General features: G+C 72.7%; 17 protein-coding genes. 5 read left to right on the forward strand and 12 right to left on the reverse strand.

Annotated elements, in window-relative coordinates:
- Window positions 1–14 precede the first annotated feature (14 nt).
- Together Scani_RS36610 and Scani_RS36615 are read left to right on the forward strand one after the other, a co-directional pair.
- Window positions 15–926 (forward strand): ABC transporter ATP-binding protein, encoded by a 912-nt coding sequence (locus Scani_RS36610; protein WP_159481963.1) that lies wholly within the window; start codon window positions 15–17, stop codon window positions 924–926.
- Window positions 927–1,006: 80 nt separating this feature from the next.
- Window positions 1,007–1,726, forward strand: a complete 720-nt coding sequence (locus Scani_RS36615; protein ID WP_159482585.1) for an ABC transporter permease subunit — start codon at window positions 1,007–1,009, stop codon at window positions 1,724–1,726.
- A gap of 61 nt (window positions 1,727–1,787) precedes the next feature.
- Here Scani_RS36615 and mltG read toward each other — a convergent pair whose 3' ends face one another.
- The 5 genes from mltG to Scani_RS36640 form a co-directional block, all read right to left on the reverse strand.
- Window positions 1,788–2,618, reverse strand: a complete 831-nt coding sequence (mltG, locus tag Scani_RS36620) for an endolytic transglycosylase MltG (RefSeq protein ID WP_159481964.1) — start codon at window positions 2,616–2,618, stop codon at window positions 1,788–1,790.
- Window positions 2,619–2,888: 270 nt separating this feature from the next.
- On the reverse strand, window positions 2,889–4,196 hold the full coding sequence (locus tag Scani_RS36625) for a CynX/NimT family MFS transporter (protein WP_159481965.1): 1,308 nt from the start codon (window positions 4,194–4,196) through the stop codon (window positions 2,889–2,891).
- A 185-nt stretch (window positions 4,197–4,381) separates the two neighbouring features.
- Window positions 4,382–5,092: a FadR/GntR family transcriptional regulator gene (locus tag Scani_RS36630; RefSeq protein WP_159481966.1), complete on the reverse strand. Its 711-nt coding sequence runs from the start codon at window positions 5,090–5,092 to the stop codon at window positions 4,382–4,384.
- A 264-nt stretch (window positions 5,093–5,356) separates the two neighbouring features.
- Entirely contained in the window at window positions 5,357–6,859 is a 1,503-nt protein-coding gene (lysA, locus tag Scani_RS36635) for a diaminopimelate decarboxylase (RefSeq protein WP_371872421.1), read from the reverse strand.
- 17 nt (window positions 6,860–6,876) lie between these two features.
- Window positions 6,877–7,215 carry an SAV_915 family protein gene (locus Scani_RS36640; RefSeq protein WP_159481967.1) on the reverse strand — a complete coding sequence of 113 codons (339 nt, stop codon included), beginning with the start codon at window positions 7,213–7,215 and terminating at the stop codon, window positions 6,877–6,879.
- A 254-nt stretch (window positions 7,216–7,469) separates the two neighbouring features.
- Between Scani_RS36640 and Scani_RS36645 the strand changes: the two genes are divergently transcribed.
- A complete protein-coding gene (locus Scani_RS36645; RefSeq protein WP_159482587.1) occupies window positions 7,470–8,441 on the forward strand; it encodes a MerR family transcriptional regulator in 972 nt (323 codons plus the stop codon).
- Here Scani_RS36645 and Scani_RS36650 read toward each other — a convergent pair.
- The gene (locus tag Scani_RS36650; protein WP_159481968.1) at window positions 8,407–9,351 is read right to left on the reverse strand and encodes a LysR family transcriptional regulator; all 945 of its coding nucleotides are present in this window, start codon (window positions 9,349–9,351) and stop codon (window positions 8,407–8,409) included. The two genes, Scani_RS36645 and Scani_RS36650, sit on opposite strands and share 35 nt — an antisense overlap.
- 178 nt (window positions 9,352–9,529) lie before the next feature.
- A complete protein-coding gene (locus Scani_RS36655; RefSeq protein WP_159481969.1) occupies window positions 9,530–11,143 on the reverse strand; it encodes an MFS transporter in 1,614 nt (537 codons plus the stop codon).
- A gap of 156 nt (window positions 11,144–11,299) precedes the next feature.
- On the opposite strand from Scani_RS36655, the gene Scani_RS36660 reads away from it, so the two are divergent.
- Together Scani_RS36660 and Scani_RS36665 are read left to right on the forward strand one after the other, a co-directional pair.
- On the forward strand, window positions 11,300–12,349 hold the full coding sequence (locus Scani_RS36660) for an Lrp/AsnC family transcriptional regulator (protein WP_246296353.1): 1,050 nt from the start codon (window positions 11,300–11,302) through the stop codon (window positions 12,347–12,349).
- Window positions 12,346–13,125 carry a rhomboid-like protein gene (locus Scani_RS36665; protein ID WP_371872422.1) on the forward strand — a complete coding sequence of 260 codons (780 nt, stop codon included), beginning with the start codon at window positions 12,346–12,348 and terminating at the stop codon, window positions 13,123–13,125. Before Scani_RS36660 ends, Scani_RS36665 begins: the two co-directional genes overlap by 4 nt.
- Here Scani_RS36665 and Scani_RS36670 read toward each other — a convergent pair.
- The 5 genes from Scani_RS36670 to Scani_RS36690 all read right to left on the reverse strand — a co-directional run bounded on the left by Scani_RS36670 (window position 13,113) and on the right by Scani_RS36690 (window position 20,675).
- Window positions 13,113–13,928, reverse strand: coding sequence for an HAD family hydrolase (locus tag Scani_RS36670; protein ID WP_159481971.1), 816 nt, complete (start codon window positions 13,926–13,928; stop codon window positions 13,113–13,115). The genes Scani_RS36665 and Scani_RS36670 overlap by 13 nt on opposite strands.
- Window positions 13,925–15,214, reverse strand: coding sequence for a serine--tRNA ligase (serS, locus tag Scani_RS36675; protein ID WP_159481972.1), 1,290 nt, complete (start codon window positions 15,212–15,214; stop codon window positions 13,925–13,927). The genes Scani_RS36670 and serS overlap by 4 nt, the downstream gene beginning before the upstream one ends.
- Window positions 15,215–15,955: 741 nt before the next feature.
- On the reverse strand, window positions 15,956–16,882 hold the full coding sequence (gene pheA, locus Scani_RS36680) for a prephenate dehydratase (RefSeq protein WP_159481973.1): 927 nt from the start codon (window positions 16,880–16,882) through the stop codon (window positions 15,956–15,958).
- A gap of 146 nt (window positions 16,883–17,028) precedes the next feature.
- Entirely contained in the window at window positions 17,029–18,402 is a 1,374-nt protein-coding gene (efeB, locus tag Scani_RS36685; RefSeq protein WP_246296354.1) for an iron uptake transporter deferrochelatase/peroxidase subunit, read from the reverse strand.
- Complete coding sequence (locus tag Scani_RS36690) at window positions 18,402–20,675, reverse strand: copper resistance CopC/CopD family protein (RefSeq protein ID WP_159481974.1); 2,274 nt, start codon at window positions 20,673–20,675, stop codon at window positions 18,402–18,404. Before Scani_RS36690 ends, efeB begins: the two co-directional genes overlap by 1 nt.
- Between the last annotated feature and the right edge of the window lie 49 nt (window positions 20,676–20,724).

The following is a 20,724-nucleotide window of genomic DNA, read 5'->3' on the forward strand; positions in this document are numbered from 1 at the left end:
AATGGGCTGCGCCCATGAGCACTCTCACCATCGACCATGTCTCGCGTTGGTTCGGCAATGTCGTCGCCGTCAACGACATCACGATGACCATCGGTCCCGGCGTGACCGGCCTGCTCGGCCCCAACGGCGCCGGCAAGTCCACCCTCATCAACATGATGGGCGGCTTCCTCGCGCCCTCCAACGGCTCGGTCACCCTCGACGGGACCACGATCTGGCGCCACGCCGGCATCTACCGCCACATCGGCATCGTCCCGGAGCGCGAGGCGATGTACGACTTCCTCACGGGGCGCGAATTCGTCCTCGCCAACGCGGAGTTGCACGGCCTCGGCCGGGCGGAGGCGGCCAGAGCGCTGGCCACCGTCGAGATGGAGTACGCCCAGGACCGCAAGATCTCGACGTACAGCAAGGGCATGCGGCAGCGCGTGAAGATGGCCTCGGCGCTGGTCCACGACCCGTCCGTGCTGCTGCTCGACGAGCCGTTCAACGGCATGGACCCCCGTCAGCGGATGCAGCTGATGGAGCTGCTGCGGCGGATGGGCGACCAGGGCCGTACGGTCCTGTTCTCCTCGCACATCCTCGAAGAGGTCGAACAACTCGCCTCACACATCGAGGTGGTGGTGGCCGGACGGCATGCCGCGTCCGGCGACTTCCGCAAGATCCGCCGGCTGATGACGGACCGCCCGCACCGCTACCTGGTCCGGTCCGACAACGACCGGGCGCTGGCCGGCGCGCTGATCGCCGACCCCTCGACGGCCGGCATCGAGGTGGACCTCGCCGAAGGCGCGCTGCGCATCCAGGCGGTCGACTTCGGCCGCTTCACCGAACTCCTGCCGCGGGTCGCCCGCGACCACGGCATCCGCCTTCTGACGGTCTCGCCCTCCGACGAGTCGCTGGAATCCGTCTTCTCCTACCTCGTAGCGGCCTGAGGCCCTGAAAGGAGCCCTGACGCATGTCCACGACCACTCCGACGGCCCCGACCGCGCCCCCCGGCGCGCCGAAGGCCTCGCTGTTCCACCCCACCGTCGCCCGGCTCACCTACCGCGCCCTGCTCGGCCGGCGCCGGGCCATGATCCTCTTCGCGCTGCCCGCCCTGCTGGTGGTGCTCGCGGTGGCCGTCCGCGTGCTGGCCGGCGCCGACGACTCCACCGCCGGCGGCATCCTGGGCGGCTTCGCGCTGGGCACGATGGTGCCGCTGATCGGCGTCATCGCCGGTACGGGCGCGATCGGCCCCGAGATCGACGACGGCTCGGTGGTCTACCTCCTCGCCAAGCCGGTGTCCCGGCCGACGATCATCTTCACCAAACTCCTGGTCGCGATAGGCGTCACGGTCGCCTTCTCCGCCCTCCCCGTCCTGCTCGCCGGCTTCCTCCTCAACGGCAACAGCCAGCAGATGGCGGTGGGATACGCCGTGGCGGCGGCCGTCGCCTCCGTCGCCTACAGCGCCCTCTTCCTCCTCTTCGGCACGATCACCCGGCAGGCCGTCGTGTTCGGCCTGGTCTACGCCCTGGTCTGGGAGGCGCTGGTGGGCACCCTCGTCCCGGGCGCGAAGACGCTGAGCGTCCAGCAGTGGGCACTGGCGGTCGGCCAGAAGGCGGCCGCGGAGGGTGCGATCACCTCCGATGTCCAACTGCCGCTCGCGATCGGCCTGCTGGTGGTCCTCACGGCCGCCGCCACCTGGTATGCCGCCCGCCGTCTGAAGGCGCTGACGCTGGCCGGCGAGGAGTAACGACATCCGGGCGGGGCGCGGGTGGACGGGTAGCGGGCGCGAAAGGGGACACCGGAAACCCCTAAGCCCCGCCCCCGCCACCGCCGCCAGTTCCGGCGCCCTTCTGCAGGTCGTTGAACTCGCGGACGTTGCGCAGATGCTCCTGGTAGTCGGCGGTGAAGCGGGTGTCGCCCGGTTTGACGGTGACGAAGTAGAGCCAGTCGCCCGCGGGCGGCGCGCCGGCCGCCTTCAGCGCGTCGGCCCCGGGGCTGTCGATCGGCGTCGGCGGCAGGCCCGGGTAGCGGTAGGTGTTGTACGGGTTCTTGGTCCTGGTGTCGGCATGGCTGGTGCGGAGGGTGCTGCGGGCCAGCGCGTAGTTGATCGTCGAATCCATCTGCAGCGGCATGTGGTGCGCGAGTCGGTTGTCGATGACCCGGGCGACCTTGCCCATATCGGCCGGCCGGTCCGCCTCGGCCTGCACGATGCTGGCGATGACGACCGTCCGGTAGGAGGCGATGCCGTCGGCGGCGAGCCGCTGCTTGGCGGTTTTGACCATGTAGGCGAGCAGCGACGCCGGGGTGGTGTCCGAGTCGAGGGGATAGGTCGCCGGGAAGAGATAGCCCTCGGGGTTGCCCTTCGCCTCGGCCGGCAGCGCCAGATGCGCGCTCTTGGCGGCCTTCGCGGTGGAGCCCGCGGGACGGTGCAGGGCCTTGTCGGCGGCCGCGTAGACCTGTGAGGCCCGCTGCCCTTCCGGGACGGTCAGCGTCTGACCGGGCCGCAACCCGCGCAGCAACCGCGGCAGCAGCAGCGCCGCAAGGACGACCAGGACACACAGCACCGCTACGAGAACGAGCCGGCCGGTGCGGGGGAGCCGCGGTCCTGGCCGGCGAACGGTGCGCTCAACATCGCTCATGGGGGCACGGTAGGCGAGAGCACGGGGGCGCGCGGCGACTGCTTCCCCGATCGTTGCCGACGGCGGAGATCATTCACCAGCTCGCCATCCACCGGCCACACGCCGGCGCCGGCCACGGCCCGTGGGCGCCTCGCCGGTACGGGATCACCTCGCTGGTACGGGATCACCTCGCCGTACCGGAGCCGACCGGGGAGGCCGGACCGCCGCGCGGCCCGCGGACTCCGGCCCCGCCTCCCCTACGCCCCCGTACCGCCTCCCGCCTGGCCCTTCTCACTCGGCGGCCGGTGCTCCGATCCGCTGGTCCCGGCCCGCGCCCACGCCCACCAGAGCCAGTCCGGCGCAGACGGCGATCAGCAGCGCGAGGGGGACGGTCCAGCCGTGGGTGGCCTGGTGGACGGCCCCCAGGACGAGGGGGCCGGCGGCGGCCAGAAGGTACCCGCCGGTCTGGGCCATGCCGGAGAGGCGGGCGGCGGTGTGGGCATCGCCGGAGCGCAGCACCATCATCGTCAGGGCCAGCCCCAGCGCACCGCCCTGCCCGACGCCGAGGAGCGTGGCCCACAGCCAGGCACCCGCCACCGGCGCCACCAGCAGTCCGACGACGCCGCAGGCCATCAGCGTGGACACGGCCACGGCCAGCAGCCGCTGACGCCGCATCCGCCCCGCGAGCATCGGCACGATGAACGAGCCGACCATCTGCACCAGCGTGCTGAAGGCGAAGACCAGGCCCGCCTCGCCCTTGCCCATGCCGTGGTCGGTGAAGATCGTCGGCATCCAGGCGATGGTCACGTACGCGACCAGCGACTGCGAGCCCATGAAGACCGTGACCTGCCAGGCCAGCGGGGAACGGCTCAGCTTCGGCCCGTCCCCGGTGCTGTGCAGAGGGGTGGCCGCGGCGGCGCCATGGCGGGTGCCGCGCCGGGCCATGAGCGTCTGCGGGATCCAGACGACCGCGGCGGCGGCGGCCAGCAGTGCCCAGGAGACCAGCGCACCTTGCCAGCTGCCGAGCGCGCTCTCCAGCGGTACCGCGGAGGCGGCCGAGACGGTCGCGCCCAGGATCATCGCGGTCGAGTACAGCGCCGTCATCCCCGCGGCACGCTCCGGGAAGTCCCGCTTGATCAGGCCGGGCATCAGCACGTTCAGCAGCGCGATGGAGGTGCCGACCACGGCACACCCGGCGAACAGCGCGACCACCGGCGGGGCGATCCGCAGCACGATGCCGCCGCACAGGGCCACCAGCGCAGCGCAGAGCGCCGCCTCCGTGCCCCAGCGGCGGGCCAGTTTCGGCGCGAGGATCGAGCCGAGACCCATGAAGATCAGCGGGATGGTCGTCACCAGACTGCTGGCCGTCGCGGTCAGCCGGAAGTGCCGGCCGATCTCGGCGAGCAGCGGCGAGACCCCGGCCAGCGCCGTCCGCATATTGAGTGCGGCAAGGACGATTCCGGCCATGATCAGGGCCGGGTGGGCCCGCAGTTGCTTGCGGGCCGCGGCGACCGGTGGTGCCGCGACGAGATCTTCCTCAGCGTCGATCAAGGGTGCCGCGGAGTCGATCAAGGGTGCCTCGGACCTGGGCCCTGCCATACGTGCGTACCTCGCCAAGAGTGGTGTGTGTGCGGGAAGGAGATCGGTGTTCCAGGAGGAACAGGAGGAACAGGAGGAACAGGAGGAACAGGAGGAACAGAAGGAACAGGGGAATCAGGAAGAAGGAGTGGGGGAAGAGGCGGGGAAAGGCGGTCGCGACACCGGAGGTGGGCGTGGGTGCGGCGTCAGCGACCGGCCAGCAAGGCCTCCACGGCCTGCTTCGGCTTCTCCAGTACGTCGCGGATGCTCTGCTGAGCGGCCTCCGGGTCGCCCGCCGCGATCGCCTCCATGACCGCGACATGATCGCCGTGCGCGACCTTCGGCATCGCCCGGTCGCCGAGATAGCCGACCAGCGCCTCCCGGACCGAGCTGCTGAACCAGCCGTAGGTCGCCGTCAGCGCGGTGTTGTGCGCGGCCTCGACGACGGCCTTGTGGAAGGCGACGTCGTGATCGGCGTAGAGCTCCAGGCTGCCGGAGGCGGGCTGTCCCTCCGCGTCCGCCAGCTCGGCCTGGGCGTCCAGAGCCGCACGCATCCGCTCCAGGTCGGCGGGCAGATGGCGCAGCGCGGCCAGCCGGGCGGCCTCCGCCTCCAGGGCGATACGCAGCTCCAGCACGTCGCGGATGCCGGCCCGCTGGACGCCGCGCATGATGTCGCCCGGGTCCGTGGTGGAGACGACGAAGGTGCCCTCGCCCTGCCGTGAGCGCAGCATCCCGGCGTGTACGAGCACCCGCACCGCCTCGCGGACGGTGTTGCGGCCGACCTGGAGCTGCTCGGCGAGCGCATGCTCGGTGGGGATCCGGGACCCCACCCGCCACTCCCCGGCGGCCAGTTGGGACCGCAGGGTGTCGACGACGGTGTCCACGAGGGAGCGCCGTCCCACTGCCTGCAGTGCCATGTCCGATCCGCCCGCCCTCTTGCCCCGGGCCAACCTTTTTGCCCGGTCATCCTACAACTGATGCATTCATCGTACACGGAACTGGCGGAGGTGCGAGAAGCCCGAGGGCGGAGGCGCGGGAAGCCCGAGGGAGGAGGCGCGGCAAGGCGAGGGAGGAGGTGCGGGAAGCCGAGGGAGGAGGAGAGGCAAGGCGAGGGAGGAGGAGAGGCAAGGCGAGGGAGCGCGAGGGGGCGGGCCCTGCCGGTTTCCGTGGGCCCGCCGGTCTCACAGTCCGATGTCGCGCTCCTGGATGTCCGCGAGGGATTCGCGCCGTACGAGGAGGCGGGCCTGCCCTTCGGTGACGGCGACGACCGGTGGCCGGCCGACGAGGTTGTAGGCGGAGGCCATCGAGAGGTGGTACGCGCCGGCGACGGGGACGGCCAGCAGATCGCCGGGGCGGAGGTCACCGGGCAACTGGACGTCGGCGGCGAGCACATCGCCGGCCTCGCAGTGCCGGCCGACCACGGTGACCGGTTCCGGCGCGGCGGACGGGCGGCGGCCGATCAGCCGCGGCGCATAGCGCACCCCGTACAGCGCGGGCCGAGGGTTGTCGCTCATCCCGCCGTCCACCGCCACGAAGGTGTGCGCCCCGGTCCGTTTGACGGACAGTACCCGGTAGAGGACGACACCGGCCGGGCCCACGATGGCGCGGCCGGGTTCGACGGCGAGCCGGGGCACCGGCAGCCCGGCCGCCGCGCAGCCGCGGGCCAGTTCGGCGCGGAGCCGGCTGCCGAGGGAGGCGAGGTCGAGGGTGGGCTCGCCGGGGCGGTAGGCGATGCCGTGGCCGCCCCCGAGGTCCAGCTCGGGCAGCGTGATGCCGTGCTGCTCGTGGATCCGGGCCAGCAGGCCTGTCAGCCGGCGTACGGCCGACAGGTAGGGCTTGACGGTGGTGATCTGTGAGCCCAAGTGGCAGTGCAGGCCGACGAGTTCGAGGCGCGGCTGGCCGAGTACCCGCGCGAGGGCGTGCTGGGCGGAGCCGTCGGTGAGGGACAGCCCGAACTTCTGGTCGTCGGTCCCGGTACGGATCTTGGCGTGGCCGCCGGCGGCGATGCCCGGGACGACCCGGATCAGCACCTTCTGCCGGGCGCCCGGGGGGACCGCGGCGGCCAGCCGGGCGATCTCCGAGGTGCTGTCGATGACGATCCGGCCGACGCCGAGCCGCAGCGCGGCCCGCAGGTCGGCCGGGCTCTTGGCGTTGCCGTGCAGCACGATCCGTTCGGGCGGGAAGCCGGCTGCGACGGCCAGTTCCAGTTCGCCGGCGGAGCAGACGTCCAGGCCGAGCCCCTCTTCCCGCACCCAGTGCACCAGGGCGCGGCACAGGAACGCCTTGGCGGCGTAGTAGACGTCGGCGCCGGGGAAGGCCCGGAGGTAGGCGCGGCAGCGGTGGCGCACCTCGGCCTCGTCCAGGACGTAGGCGGGGGTGCCGAAGCGGTCGGCGACCTCGGTGAGCGGGACGCCGGCCACGGCGAGATCGTCATGGCCGACCGGTGCCGTGGACCTGGGCCAGACGGACAGCGGATCGACGGCGGACATCGGATCGACGGCGGGCGGCGCAGCGACAGCAGACGCCCGCCCGGCGGCGGACGGCGGTTCGCCTGCGGCCCGCGCCGCTGTCGCCGCTGGGCTGGTCGCTACAGGGCTGGTCGCCCCGGGGGCGGTCCCCACGGCGGCGGACGGCGACGGCGCACCCGTTCCGGGATGGGCGCGGGGCAGGGTGTGGTGGCTCATGTCGGTGTGGCCCTCCCTCAGACGGCCCGTAGGTGCTGACCACAGCCCGCCCGTACGTGCTGACCACGGGAGAGGCCCGGGGCGAACCGTGGGTCGACGGTCAGGACCCTCGCTCCGACGGGCTCGGCCAGCGCACGCAGCGCGGGTTCGGAGAGCCTGACCCAGGGCTGGTCGCCGCCGAGGGCCGCGGCGAGCCGCTGGAGCGAGGTGAAGCCGACGGCGGTACGGCCGCCGAGCGGCGTGCGGAACAGGCGGGCCGTGCAGCCCGCGGGGCCCGACCGGACAGGGACGAAGAGAAGCCCGGCCGGGACACGATCGGCAGGCTCGGGATCTTCCGCGTACAGAAGGTGGGACACGGCGTTGCTCCTCGCACGGGACCTCGGCCCCGGACCAGTGGGAAACGCATGCGCCGGGGCTCGGCCCTGACGCTATTCCCGGGGAACGGGCCACTCGGACGGTCCCTGACGCGTCATTGACGGGTTGTGGGCGCTACTTGACGCGATGCTGCTGCCCGGTGGCCCAGGGTGCGGCGGTGGTGACGCCGCGGCGCGGTCCGTGGCCCGCCGCGCTTGACCTTGACACTGTGGAAAGCACTCCACTGGAAGGCGTCATGTTCACCATCGGAGATTTCGCCCAGTACGGCCGTGTGTCGGCCCGCATGCTGCGCCATTACGACGCGATCGGGCTGCTGCGCCCGGCCCGCACCGACCCCGTCAGCGGCTACCGCTTCTACGAGGCGGCCCAGCTCGCCCGGCTCAACCGCATCATCGCGCTCAAGGACCTCGGATTCAGCCTTCAGCAGGTGAGGGCGATTCTGGCCGAGGAGGTGAGCGTGCCGGAGCTGCGCGGCATGCTGCGGCTGCGGCGGGCGGAGCTGGAAGCGGCGCTGACGGCGGCGGGTGCGCGGCTGGCGCAGGTCGAGGCGAGGCTCCGGACGATCGAGAGCGAGGGACGCATGTCTGCCGACGATGTGGTGGTCAAGCGCACCGAGACGGTACTGCTCGCGGAGCTGAGCGGGAGGGCCGCGAGTTACGGGCCCGAGGACATCGGGCCGGTCATCCAGCCGCTCTACGACGAGCTGTGCCGACTCCTGGAGACGGCCGGGGTGACCCCGGCGGGACCGGGCCTGGCGTACTACGAGGACGCCCCGGTGCCGGCGGCGGCAAAAACGGGTGGGGCGCTCGCGCCGCCCGGAGAAGCCACCCCCAACCCCCCTGCCCACACAGCCCCGGGTGGCGACGCCGTCCTCGTCCACGCGGGGATGGTGATCACCCACGAGGCGCTGGCCAAGGCCGGTGTCACCGTCGACCGCGCATCCGGCCGCCCCGGCACCCCCTCCGCCGCACCGGTCCCCACCGGCCTCGGCTTCGACGTCGTCATGCTCCCCGCCCTCGACTGCGCCGCCACGGTGGTGCACCGCGGTCCGATGAGCCGGATCCTGCCGACCGCCCAGAATCTCGCGCACTGGATCGACGCCAACGGCTACCGCTCCGCCGGGTACGCCCGCGAGCTGTATCTGGAGTGCCCGCCGGACCAGGAGGACTGGGTCACCGAGATCCAGGAGCCGGTGGTGCGGGCCTGAGGCGCTCCGTATCGCCGCCGCCCAGACAGGCGGTGACCGTCTCGGCGAACGCCACCGCCGCCGGGCTCAGCGCCTCCCACCGGCGTACCGCCCAGCCGGTGGCCAGTGGGGGCAGCGCGGCGATCGGGATCAGCCGCAGTGCCGGATGGGCGGCGGCGTGCAGGCCCGGCAGCTGGGGGACGACCGCATGGCCGACGCCGAGTTCGGCGAGCAGCAGGGCGGTGTCCCAGTCGGCGACGCTGGTGGTGCTCGGGGGCGGCACGGGGCCGGCTTCCCGGTGGCCGAGGTGTCCGTCGAGGCGCATACGGGAGGTGGAGTTCTCCGGCAGCCGGATGTGCCGGATACCGGCCAGTTCGTCGGGCTCGATCCGCTCCCGGCCGGCGAGCGGGTCATCGGCGCGCACGGCGAGCACCCAGGGCAGCCGGACCACCGGATGCTGCTCGATGCCGCGCACCGGCGGCCCTATGGTGATCCAGGCCAGCTCGGAGCTGCCGTCCGCGACGGCCTCGAAGCAGCGGCGGCTGGAACTCTCGGTCTGGAACTCCAGGTTGACGTGCGGATGGCGGGCGCGGAAGGCGACCACCGCCTCGGACATGAAGTGCCGGACGGTCGTGGCGCCGGTGGTCACCCGGACCGTGCCGCCGTCCCCCGCGCGCAGATCGGCCAGCCGGCGCAGCGCCAGGTCCAGCCCGTCGATGCCGTCCGCCGCCGCGCGGTGCAGGATCCGGCCCGCCTGGGTCGGCGCCACACCGCGCGGCCGCCGCTCCAACAGACCGATGCCCGCCTCTCGTTCGAGGCGTTTGACGCGCTGGCTCACGGCCGACTGGGTGCATCCGAGATCACGGGCGACGGCGCTGAGACTGCCCGCCTCGCATACGGCCACGAAGACGCGCAGATCGTCGAGGGTCACCCGCGTACCGTAGCCGTCAACCCAAGCTCTTTCTAAGGGATTTGGAAGGAAACCCGAGGATTGACTTGGAAGTGCGGACGCGGGGAAGATCGCCGCAGGGCCCAGGGCGGCAACCCGGAACCGCGTACGGCCGTACGGTTCCGGGTGCCGACCCGCGCCGGGGCGCGTTCCGTCGTGGCTACGCCCCCGCTCGCGCACCCTCCCGCACCGGAGCCGCCGCGGCCCCCTGCCCGTGCCGGCCGGCCGGACCGTCGCCGCTCTCCTCACGCCGTACCACCGCGAGGACCAGCAGCCCGCCCGCCAGGGCCGCCACCCCGGAGATCAGCATGATGTCCGTCAGCCCGGAGACATACGCGGACCCGACGGCCGTACGGGAGGCGCCGGGCCGTACGGCGTCGCGCAGCGCGGTGGCGAAGACGGTGCCGAGGACCGCGATGCCCAGGGCGTAGCCCAGCTGGCGGAAGGTGTTCACGGCGCCGCTCGCCATCCCCGCCCGCTGCGGGGGCGCCGCGCCGAGCGCCGCGGAGACCAGGACCGGCATCGCCGCCCCGATGCCCAGCCCGCTCACCGCGAGCCCGGGGACCAGTGCCGCCCAGCCGGCGTCGTCGTCCAGCAGCGCGCGGGACAGCAGCGCCCCGGCCCCCACGAGCAACAGGCCGACACCGATCGGGAGTTGGGGTGCCATCCGCTGCAGCCGCCGGCCGCCCAGGGCGCCGACCAGCAGGGACATCAGCGCCATCGGGGTCACCGCGAGACCCGCCTGCACCGGGCTCAGGCCGACGATGTTCTGCACCCACAGCCCCACGAACGTCAGATACGGGAACGCCGCGGCCTGCAACAGCAGCGCCGCCGCCATCAGCGCCGCGAACGACGGCCGGCGCAGCAGACCCAGGTCGAGCAGCGGCCGCCGCACCCGCCGTTCGACGACGAGGAAGACCAGCAGCGCGAGCGCCGCGCCGCCGAGCGAGGCGAGCGTCCCGTACTCCGTCCAGCCCTCCTCGCCACCGCGGATCAGCCCGTACGTCAGCGCGCCCGCGCACGCCGTGAAGGACGCGGCACCCGGCCAGTCGATACGGGCGAGGGGACTCCTCGCGACCGCGTCCGTTCCAGCGTGGGGGAGGGTGCCGTGCGACTCCTTCACCCGGCGCAGGGTGATCCAGGCCGCGACGGCGGTCAGCGGCAGATTGACCAGGAAGATCGCCCGCCAGTCCACGTACTCGGTGAGCAGCCCGCCCAGTACGGGCCCGGCCGCGGCGGCGGCGCCGCTGGTGCCGCCCCAGACGCCGAACGCCACACCACGGTCCCGGCCCTGGTACGTGGCCATCAGCAGGGGGGTGTTGGTGGCGAACATCGCCGCTGCGCCCATGCCCTGGACGGCGCGGGCCGCCACCAGGGTGCCCGCGTCGGGAGCCAGACCGCAGGCCAGCGAGGCGAGCGCGAACAGCGCCAGCCCGGCCACGTACAGCCGGCGCCGTCCGAAGAGGTCGGCGGCCGAGCCCGCCACCATCAGCAGCGCGGCCAGCGCCAGCGCGTAGATGTCCATCACCCACTGGAGCGAGGTGAAGGAGGCGCCCAGGCCGTCGGCTATCCGGGGCAGCGCGGTGTTCACGATCGTCACATCGACCAGCAGAAGGAAGTTGCCGAGGGTGATGGCGGCCAGCGGCCACCACTTCCCGGCCCGCCTGTCCGCCGGACCCTCCTGCGTCCTTCCGCCGGGTGCTCCGCCCGGCTCCCCGCCCGCGCCCGCCGCCCGGCCGCTGCCCGCGGTCCCCCTCTCGGGTGCGTTCCGCATGACCTTTCCTCCACGTGTCTCGCCGGGCGGAACCATGCCGCGCCGCCCTGTAGTGCCGACGCCACAGTGCGGCCCGTGCCGCCCGTTCTCCCAGCCACCGCACTGCCTGCGGTGCAATCCGACACGCGCTAGCCTCGAATGGTGAAAACCGACGGGATGTCCGATGTACCGGTACAGGGGAGAGCCGCCGGCCACCCCTCCGGGGGCACCACCGGCTTCGACGCCCTCGACCGCCGGCTCGTGCACGCGCTGCAGCTGGACGGCCGGGCGCCGTTCAGCCGGATCGCCGCCGTGCTCGGTGTCTCCGACCAGACCGTCGCCCGGCGCTACACCCGCCACCGCACCAACGGCGCGCTCAAGGTGCTCGGGCTGGCCGACGCGCGGGCGCTGGGCGACATCGAATGGATGGTGCGGGTCCAGTGCACACCGGACGCCGCCGCCTCCGTCGCCGAGGCGCTGGCCCGCCGCACGGACACGTCCTGGGTGAGTCTGATGTCCGGCGGCACCGAGATCGCCGCGGTCTGCCGGGCCGCGAGCAGCGACGACAGCGATGCCCTGCTGCTGCAGAAGCTGCCGCGCACCCCGAGCGTCATCGGCGTCACCGCGCACTGCCTGCTGCACGAGTTCTTCGGCGGCCCGCAGGGCCTGATCAGCAAGTCCGGTGCGCTCACCGATGCACAGATCGCTGAGCTGAGCCCAAAGCCGCCCCACGATCCGCCCGGTGCCGGGGTGACGCTCACCGACGCCGACCGCCGGCTCTTCGACGCGCTCGCCCGGGACGGCCGGGCGCCGCTGGGCGAGCTCGCCGCCTGCACCGGCTGGTCGCCCAGCACCGTCCGCCGCCGGCTCGCGGAGCTGCGGGCGGACGGTGTCCTGTACTTCGACGTCGACTACGACCTGCGGCAGTTCGGGTACGGCGTGATGGTCGCCCTCTGGCTGTCCGTCGCTCCCGCCGAACTCGCCGCCGCGGGCGAGGCGTTGGCCGCCCACCCGGAGGTCGCCTTCGCCTGCGCCACCACCGGGCCCCACAACCTCTTCGCGTCCGTGCTGTGCCGGAACGTCGGCGCGCTCTACTCCTATCTGACGACCCGGGTCGCGGCACTGCCCGGCGTACGGGCGATGGAGAGCGCGCCCCGCATCCGGCACCTCAAGGGGCCGGGGCCGCTGGTCCTCACCTCCCCCGCCGGCGCGGGACGCCGCCGGTGAGGCCCCTGCTGGAGCCGCCGCGCGGCGGCCGCCGGCCGTTCCCCGGCAACCCCCTGACCTGGGTGACGGACTGGGTGCGCAGCAGTCCCGGCACCCATATCTGGCTGCTGGTCATCGGCATCACCAGCCTGGTCATCGCCTCCGCGTCCGAGGGGCTGGGGCAGTTCCTGGTGCACCGCACCAGCAGCAACATCCACGAGCTGAACGAGCATCCGCTGCCGTCGCTGCTGATCAGCGGCTTCTGGATCGAACGCCCCTCGTCCTTCCTGCTCTACGTGGCGCTGTTCGAGCTGGTGCACGCCAACGTGGAGCGCTGGCTGGGCAGCGGACGCTGGCTGCTGACCGTCGGCGGTGCCCATATCGCCGCCACCCTCGCCAGCCAGGAGCTCGTCCTGCTGGCCATCGAGGGCCATCGGCTGCCGCGTTCGATGACCCATGTCGTGGACATCGGGGTCTCCTACGGGCTGGCCGCGGCCGCCGGGGTGCTGACGTACCGGCTGTGGCCGCCCTGGCGCTACGGCTATCTCTCCGGGGTGCTGATCTTCTTCGCCGTCCCGTTGCTGACCGGCGCTTCCTTCACCGACTTCGGCCATGCCATCGCGCTGGTCATGGGCTTTGCGGCCTGGCCGCTGACCCCGGCGGCGGCCGCCGGGGGGCGGACGGACCACGACGAGGAGGCCGCCGGACCGGCCGAGGAGCCCGCCGGACCCGTCGAAGGGCCCGCGAAGCCGCCCCCGGACCCCGGTCCCGATCCGAAGAGCCGTCAGGAGAGGTAGAGGCGCTCCAGCACCACCGCGACACCGTCCGCCTCGTTGGAGGCGGTGAGTTCGTGCGCGACGGCCTTCAGCTCGTCATGGGCGTTGGCCATCGCCACACCGCGGGCGGACCAGGCGAACATCGGGATGTCGTTGGGCATATCGCCGAAGGCCAGGGTGTCCTTGGCGGTGACGCCCAGCCGGCGGGCGGCCAGCGACAGTCCGGTGGCCTTCGTCAGTCCCAGCGGCAGCAGTTCGACGATGCCCTCGCCGGCCACCGTCACGCCCACCAGGTCCCCGGCGACCTGACGCGCGGCCAGCGCCAGCGCGTCGTCGTCCAGGTCCGGATGCTGGATGTAGACCTTGTTGAGCGGGGCCGCCCACAGCGCGCCGGGATCGTCCATCATGACGTTCGGCAGCGGACCCTCCTGGACGCGGTAGCCGGGGCCGACCAGCACCTCGCCCTCCAGGCCGTCGCGGCTCGCCGCCAGATACAGCGGGCCGACCTCCGCCTCGATCTTGGACAGCGCGAGACCGGCCAGCTGGCGGTCCAGCGTCACCGAGGTCAGCAGGCGGTGCTCACCGGCGTGGTAGAGCTGACCGCCCTGGCCGCACACCGCGAGGCCCTTGTAGTCCAGGGCGTCGAGGATGTGCCGGGTCCAGGGCACGGCCCGGCCGGTGACGACGATGTGCGCCGCGCCCGCCGCGGTGGCCGCGGCGAGCGCCTGGCGGGTGCGCTCGGAGACGGTCTCGTCGTGGCGCAGCAGCGTCCCGTCGAGATCCGTAGCGATGAGCTTGTACGGCAGCGGAGCAGGTGCGCTCACTTGGCGACGGGCTCCAGAATCTCCCGGCCGCCCAGGTAGGGGCGGAGCACCTCGGGGACGCGCACGGAGCCGTCCGCCTGCTGGTGGTTCTCGAAGATCGCCACGATCGTGCGCGGTACGGCGCAGAGCGTGCCGTTCAGGGTCGCCAGCGGCGAGACCTTCTGCTTGCCGTCGACGGTCTCGCGCATCCGGACGGACAGCCGCCGCGCCTGGAACTCGTCGCAGTTCGAGGCCGAGGTCAGCTCGCGGTACTTGCCCTGGGTGGGGATCCAGGCCTCGCAGTCGAACTTGCGGGAGGCCGAGGCGCCGAGGTCACCGGTGGCGACGTCGATGACCTGGAACGGCAGCTCCAGGCTGGTCAGCCACTGCTTCTCCCAGTCCAGCAGCCGCTGGTGCTCGGCCTGGGCGTCGCCCGGCGCGACGTAGGAGAACATCTCCACCTTGTCGAACTGGTGGACCCGGAAGATGCCGCGGGTGTCCTTGCCGTAGGTGCCGGCCTCGCGGCGGAAGCACGGGGAGAAACCGGCGTAGCGCAGCGGCAGCTTGGCGCCGTCCACGATCTCGTCCATGTGGTACGCGGCGAGCGGGACCTCGGAGGTGCCGACCAGGTAGTAGTCGTCCTTTTCGAGGTGGTAGACGTTCTCCGCGGCCTGGCCGAGGAAGCCGGTGCCCTCCATGGCGCGCGGGCGCACCAGGGCGGGGGTCAGCATCGGCGTGAAACCGGCCTCGGTGGCCTGTGCGATGGCGGCGTTGACCAGGGCGAGTTCCAGCAGCGCGCCGACGCCGGTGAGGTAGTAGAAGCGGGAGCCGGACACCTTGGCGCCGCGCTCGACGTCGATGGCGCCGAGCAGCTCGCCGAGCTCCAGGTGGTCCTTGGGCTCGAAGCCCTCGGCGGCGAAGTCGCGGATGGTGCCGTGCGTCTCCAGGACGGTGAAGTCCTCCTCGCCGCCGACCGGAACGTCGGGGTGGACGAGGTTGCCGAGCTTCCGCAGCAGCGCCTGCGTCTCCTCCTTGGCCTCGTCCTGTGCGGCGTCGGCGGCCTTGACGGCGGCGGCGAGTTCGCCGGCCTTCTTCAGCAGCACGGCCTTCTCGTCGCCGGAGGCCTTGGGGATGAGCTTGCCGAGCGCCTTCTGCTCGGCACGCAGCTCATCGAAGCGGACGCTTGACGACCTGCGCCGCTCGTCGGCGGAGAGAAGCGCGTCGACGAGTGCGACGTCCTCTCCACGGGCGCGCTGGGACGCGCGCACACGGTCGGGGTCCTCACGGAGCAGGCGAAGGTCAATCACCCCACCAGGCTACCGGGCCCCGCCCCGCCCCTCGACGCGATATTCCCCGGCATGTCATTTTGCCCGTTTTGAGTCGTTTATTCCCCTGGTGGCGGGAGAGGAAAAGCGGGTGGGAAATGCGCGTCCATTCCGTGCCGCGGGGTGATCCGGAGGCGGCCTTCGGCGCTGTCGCCGGGAGTCTTTGCGGCGACGGGAGGGGGCCTTCGCGGCGTCCGTCACGAGATCTTCGCACTGTCCGTGATGGGGCTTTCGCGGTCCGGGCGCCGAGTGATCCACGGTGTGGAAAGCGGGAGTTGGGCGGGCGTCGGAGCGGGTTGCGGGCCTCTGGTTATCCCCCGGAATCCTCTGGTTGTCCACAGGGGGCGAGGGTTTCAGGATTGTTATCCACAGGCTGTGTGTGAGATCTGTGGAAGTCGGAGCAGGCCATTCCGCTCCCGAAATGGTCGGCTATGGATTCCCTGCTCAAACCCCGTTCACGCACTCTTTCGTGTGGGATTACCTCGCCCTAAAGGATTGATCACGTGAATTGTGCTGACGGTGCCCGACGTGGGGTGCTGTGGAGTGGTGTGCGGTCAGTAGGGCGATATGTCGACTGTGTCCGAATCTCATGTCGACTTACCCACAGGTCGAGAGCCGTGCCTGTGGATAACTTTGTGGATAACCCACAACCCTTCCAAACTCGCAGGTCGTGCTGTTCCGCAGGGGCCGCCGACGGGGCCGCAGAGCGCCGGAATCCGGCTCTCAGCCCCGCCCGTCCATGCAGCGCGCCAGCCAGTCCGACGCCTCGGTGAACGCCGCGTCCGTCATCGTCCGCCGCACGAGCGGCGGCACCTCGTCCGCCCGCGGATACGAGCCGAGGAACCGCACCTCGCGGCAGATCCGCTTGAGGCCCATCAGCACCTCGCTGACCCGGCGGTCGGTGACATGCCCCTCGCAGTCCACGGAGAAGCAGTAGCGGCCGATGCCCTCGCCGGTCGGCCGGGACTCGATCCGCATCATGTTCACCCCGCGCACCGCGTACTCCTGCAGCAGTTCGAGGAGCGCACCGGGGTGGTCCTCGGCCAGCCACAGCACGACCGAGGTCTTGTCGGCGCCGGTCGGCGCCGCGGGCCGGGCCGGGCGGCCCACCAGCACGAAGCGGGTGGCCGCGTTCTGCGCGTCGTGAATGTCGGTGACCAGCGGCTCCAGGCCGTAGGTCGCCGCCGCGAACTCGCCCGCGAAGGCGCCGTCGTAGCGGCCCTCCTGCACCAGCCGCGCACCGTCGGCGTTCGAGGCCGCCGACTCCCATACCGCCTCCGGGAGTTGGGCCGCCAGCCACTTGCGCACCTGCGGCTGGGCGACGGGGTGCCCGGTCACCGTCTTCACATCGCTGAGCGGCGTCCCGGGGCGCACCAGCAGCGCGAAGGCGATCGGCAGCAGCACCTCGCGGTAGATCATCAGCGGCTCGCCGGAGGCCAGTTCGTCCAGGGTGGTGGTCACCCCGCCCTCGACGGAGTTCTCGATCGGCACCAGCGCCGCGGCGGCCTCACCGGCACGCACCGCGTCCAGGGCGGCCGGCACCGACACCATCGGCACCAGCTCGCGGGGCGCCGCCTCGGGAAGGGTGCGCAGCGCAGCCTCCGTGAACGTGCCCTCGGGGCCGAGATAGGTATAGCGGCTGGCCGACATGGATAAGGACTCCCTCGCGTAACTGCGGGGGCACCCCGCCGATCTTCTCCCTGTCCTGCCACGATACCCAGCCCCGCAAAGCCCGGGCGGGACTTCCCCGGAGGGCCCCCTCCCGGGAGTGGCCTGCCCGGGGCGGGGCGGGGCGCTCAGCCCTCCAGCAGCGGCCGGCCCACGTAGTCGCCCGGCTCGGCGGCCGGGGGCACCGCGTACAGCCCGCTCGCCTCGTGCCGCAGGAACCGCGACAGCGCGTCGCCGCGGTCCAGCTTCCGCTGGACCTGGGTGAAGGCGCGCAGCGGATCGGCCTGCCAGCAGACGAAGAGCAGTCCGGCGTCCGGGGCGCCGTCCTCCCGGAACCCGTCGTGGAAGGAGAAGGGGCGGCGCAGCATCGCCGCGCCCTGGTTGGACTCCGGCGCCGCGATCCGCGCATGCGCGTTGGCCGGGATGACCGGCAGCCCGTCGGGGCCGCTCGCGTCCAGCCGCATCGGGGTGGTCTCGGAGCCGCCGGTCAGCGGCGCGCCGTTGTCCTTGCGGCGCCCGATGACCCGCTCCTGCTCGTGCCGGGAACGCTTCTCCCAGTCGTCCAGCAGCATCCGGATGCGGCGGACGACCGCGTACGAGCCGCCGTGCATCCAGTCCTGCTCGGCGTCCCGCCCCACGAAGATCCGCTCGTCGAAGTCCCGGTCCGAGGGCTTGGGGTTGTTGGTGCCGTCGATCTGGCCCATCAGATTGCGTGCGGTCATCGGGTGCGCGGTGGCGCCCGGTGTGCGGTTGAAGCCGTTCATCTGCCAGCGCAGCCGCGCACTGCCGGCCGCGTCCTTCTGCAGCGCGCGCAGCGCATGGAAGGCGACCAGGGCGTCGTCGGCGCCGATCTGTATCCACAGATCACCGTTGCTGCGCCCGGCGTCCAGCGCATCGGCCGAGAAGTCCGGCAGCGGGTCGAGCTGTACGGGGCGCCGCTTCGTCAGGCCCGTACGGCCGAAGAAGCTGTGGCCGAAGCCGAAGGTGACGGTCAGCGAGGACGGGCCCGCGTCGAGCGCGACCCCCGTGTCGGCGTCCGGGGTCCGTCCGGCCATCAGCTCCTCGGCCGTCCGCGACCAGCGGCGCAGCAGGGCGGCGGCGGTCCTGCGGTCCGCGTCCGGCGCCAGGTCGAAGGCGACGAGATGCCCCGTGGCCTGCAACGGGGTGGTGATCCCCGCCTGCTGCCCGGCGCGCGCCGTCCGGAAGGGAACCTCGGTCGAGCCGATGCTGGTGACGGCCTTGGCGGCATCCTGCGGGCCGGTCTGCGCGGCGGAGACCCCGAGGGCGCCGCCGGCCCCGCCGGCGACCAGCCCGGCCGCGCCCGCCGCGCCGACGGTGCCGAGCAGCCGGCGGCGGGAGAGCTCCAGGGAGGGGGAGCCGTCGGTCTCGGGCGCCGGGGCGGCGGCCGGTGCGGGCACGGTCGCCGCACCGCCCGGTCCGGCGGACCGCGCGCCCGGGGCCTTCTTGCCGGGCGCCTTCTTGCTGGACGTCTGCTTGCTCATCAGCCGATCTTTACGTTCTTGATCTCGGTCACCTGGTCGATGTCGGAGGTCCGCACGAGCAGCGAGAGCTGCCACTGCCCGGGGACCGGGAGCTGGACCCCGTTCGCGCGCCAGTGGCCCTTGCCGACGTGCTTCGGGGTGATCGGCAGCGGCCCGATCTTCTTGGCCTTCTGGGTGAAGGAGACCTTCACCTCGGGAACGTCGACCGCCTTGCCCGACGGATCGGAGATCCGCAGCCGCAGTGCGTTGGCGCTGCCGCTGCGCCCGGGGTCGAGGTCGAGGCGGGCGGTGCCCTTGCCGCCGGGGCCGCCGGTGTCGAACGGGATGCTCAGTACCTGCGGCTGGTTGGCCGCGGTGGACTGCCCGCCCGAGGTGGCCCTGACCGCCTCTTCGGTACGGGCCGGTTCGGTGGCGGTCAGCACCGTGGTCACCACGAGCAGGACGACGGCGACCGACGCCTCGGCCAGCACGGACCGGCGCAGCCCCAGCCGCTCCGGGTCGGCATCGCGCTGCCGCTTGGTACGGGCGCTGCGCAACGCGGCCTGCTGACGGGCGAGTTGGGCGGCGCGGGCGGGGTCGGCGGCCTCGTCCGGGGCTTGCTCCGGGGCCTGGCTCGGGGTCTTGCCGGAACTCGCCGCGGGGGCGGAGGCGGCAGAAGCCGGACCCGAGGCCGAAGCAGCAGACGCAGTAGAGGCAGACGCAGCAGCAGCGGGAGCCGACGCGGCAGGGGACGCCGATGCGGCTGCCGCGCCGGCCGTGGCCGAGGCGCCGACGGCCGCCTTCTCCGTCTCCCGATCCTTCTCCGCCGCGGTGTCCTTCTCGGCCTCAGCGCTCTCCGCGACCTGTGCCACCTCGCCCTCGGACGACGCGCTGTCGGACGACCGGACCCCGGCCGGGTCCTCCGCCGCCCGCACCTCCGTCAGCCGCCCCGTCCACCGTCGCGACACCCAGGCGATCCCGACGAGCACCACGACCAGGGCCACCTTGAGCAGCAGCAGCCACCCGTAGGTGGTGTCGGTCAGCGCACGCCAGCTGCCGACCTGCCGCCAGGACTGGTAGACGCCGGTGGCCACCAGTACCAGTACGGAGCCGAACGCGATCCGCGAGAAGCGGCGTACGGCGGTCCGCTCGACGGGCGGCCCCCAGTACAGGGACACGACCAGCGCCGCCAGCCCGCCGAGCCAGGTGGCGACCGCGAGCAGGTGCAGCACATCGACCGGCATCGCGACGGCGGGCTGCAGACCGGTCGAGGCGTGTTCGGCCAACGCCCAGGTCGAGGCGAGCCCGGCGCCGACGATCACACCGCCGAAGGCGAGCCCGAAGGTGAGGTCCCTGCGCTGCCTGGCGAGGTCGGCGGGGTCCAGGGCCGTCTCCCCGGCGGCATCCGCGTCCTTCGCCCCGGCGGCCGCGTCCCCCTCGCCCGGCGCGCTCCCCTCCGCCGGTTGCCCGGCCGGCTCCTGCAGCCGCGCATACGTCCCGAAGAGCACCGCCACGAACAGCGCCGCGGCGGCGAGCAGCAGCAGCCGGGAGACCAGCGCCGCACCCGGCTTGGTGACCAGGACCTGCTGGAGGCCGCCGAGGTCGAGGACATCGGCGAGATCGCCGGACCCGGTGTACGGGGTGCGCAGCAGCAGCATCGCGACGGTGGTGCCGGTCAGCAGCGCCCACCCCTGGACGACCAGCCGCTGCACGGACCGTACGAGGGCCGCGGCGGGCCGGCAGGCCACCACGAAGGCCGCGCCACCGACGAGCAGCACGAACCCGGCGTAGGCGAGGTAGCGGGCGACCCCGTAGAGCGCCCCGACCAGACCGCCGCCGGCCTTCTGCTGGGGCACCGGCGCGCTGGTCTTGGAGGGCGCGCCGACCGAGAAGGTGAAGGCGCCGGCGACGGGGTGGCTGTCGGCGGAGACCGCCTGCCAGGAGACGGTGTACGTCCCGTCGCGGAGCCCTGGCGGCAGCCCCGCGCCGTATTTGACGACGCTGTCGCTGCACAGGTTGCGCAGCTTGCCGCGGTCCACCCGTTTGCCCTGCGGATCCAGCACCCGGATCGAGTCGTCGCCCATCGCGACACCCTCGGAGAAGGTGAGCGTCACCTGCTCGGGGGCGTGGTCCACCACCGAACCCTGCGCGGGGGTGCTCCCGGTCAGCGCGGCATGCGCCGAGGCCGGAGCGGCGCCGCCGAGCCCGCCGATCAGCGCGGCGGCCAGCGCCACCGCGACGACCAGCAGGCGCAGCACGGCGGACCGTCGCGGCCCGAGCCCGGTGGTGACCATAGTGATCGCTCCCCTTACTCCCGTTGTCCCTAGCGGCTGTGCGGTTCCT

The sequence above is a fragment of the Streptomyces caniferus genome, from assembly GCF_009811555.1.
GTDB lineage: Bacteria > Actinomycetota > Actinomycetes > Streptomycetales > Streptomycetaceae > Streptomyces > Streptomyces caniferus.

Coding starts and splice junctions, on each gene's coding strand:
- mltG (WP_159481964.1), bottom strand. CDS start 2,618: ATGAGCGATGTTGAGCGCACCGTTCGCCGGCCAGGACCGCGGCTCCCC.
- Scani_RS36690 (WP_159481974.1), bottom strand. CDS start 20,675: ATGGTCACCACCGGGCTCGGGCCGCGACGGTCCGCCGTGCTGCGCCTG.
- efeB (WP_246296354.1), bottom strand. CDS start 18,402: ATGAGCAAGCAGACGTCCAGCAAGAAGGCGCCCGGCAAGAAGGCCCCG.
- Scani_RS36645 (WP_159482587.1), top strand. CDS start 7,470: ATGTTCACCATCGGAGATTTCGCCCAGTACGGCCGTGTGTCGGCCCGC.
- Scani_RS36625 (WP_159481965.1), bottom strand. CDS start 4,196: ATGGCAGGGCCCAGGTCCGAGGCACCCTTGATCGACTCCGCGGCACCC.
- Scani_RS36660 (WP_246296353.1), top strand. CDS start 11,300: ATGTCCGATGTACCGGTACAGGGGAGAGCCGCCGGCCACCCCTCCGGG.
- pheA (WP_159481973.1), bottom strand. CDS start 16,882: ATGTCGGCCAGCCGCTATACCTATCTCGGCCCCGAGGGCACGTTCACG.
- lysA (WP_371872421.1), bottom strand. CDS start 6,859: ATGAGCCACCACACCCTGCCCCGCGCCCATCCCGGAACGGGTGCGCCG.
- Scani_RS36630 (WP_159481966.1), bottom strand. CDS start 5,092: ATGGCACTGCAGGCAGTGGGACGGCGCTCCCTCGTGGACACCGTCGTC.
- Scani_RS36610 (WP_159481963.1), top strand. CDS start 15: ATGAGCACTCTCACCATCGACCATGTCTCGCGTTGGTTCGGCAATGTC.
- Scani_RS36655 (WP_159481969.1), bottom strand. CDS start 11,143: ATGCGGAACGCACCCGAGAGGGGGACCGCGGGCAGCGGCCGGGCGGCG.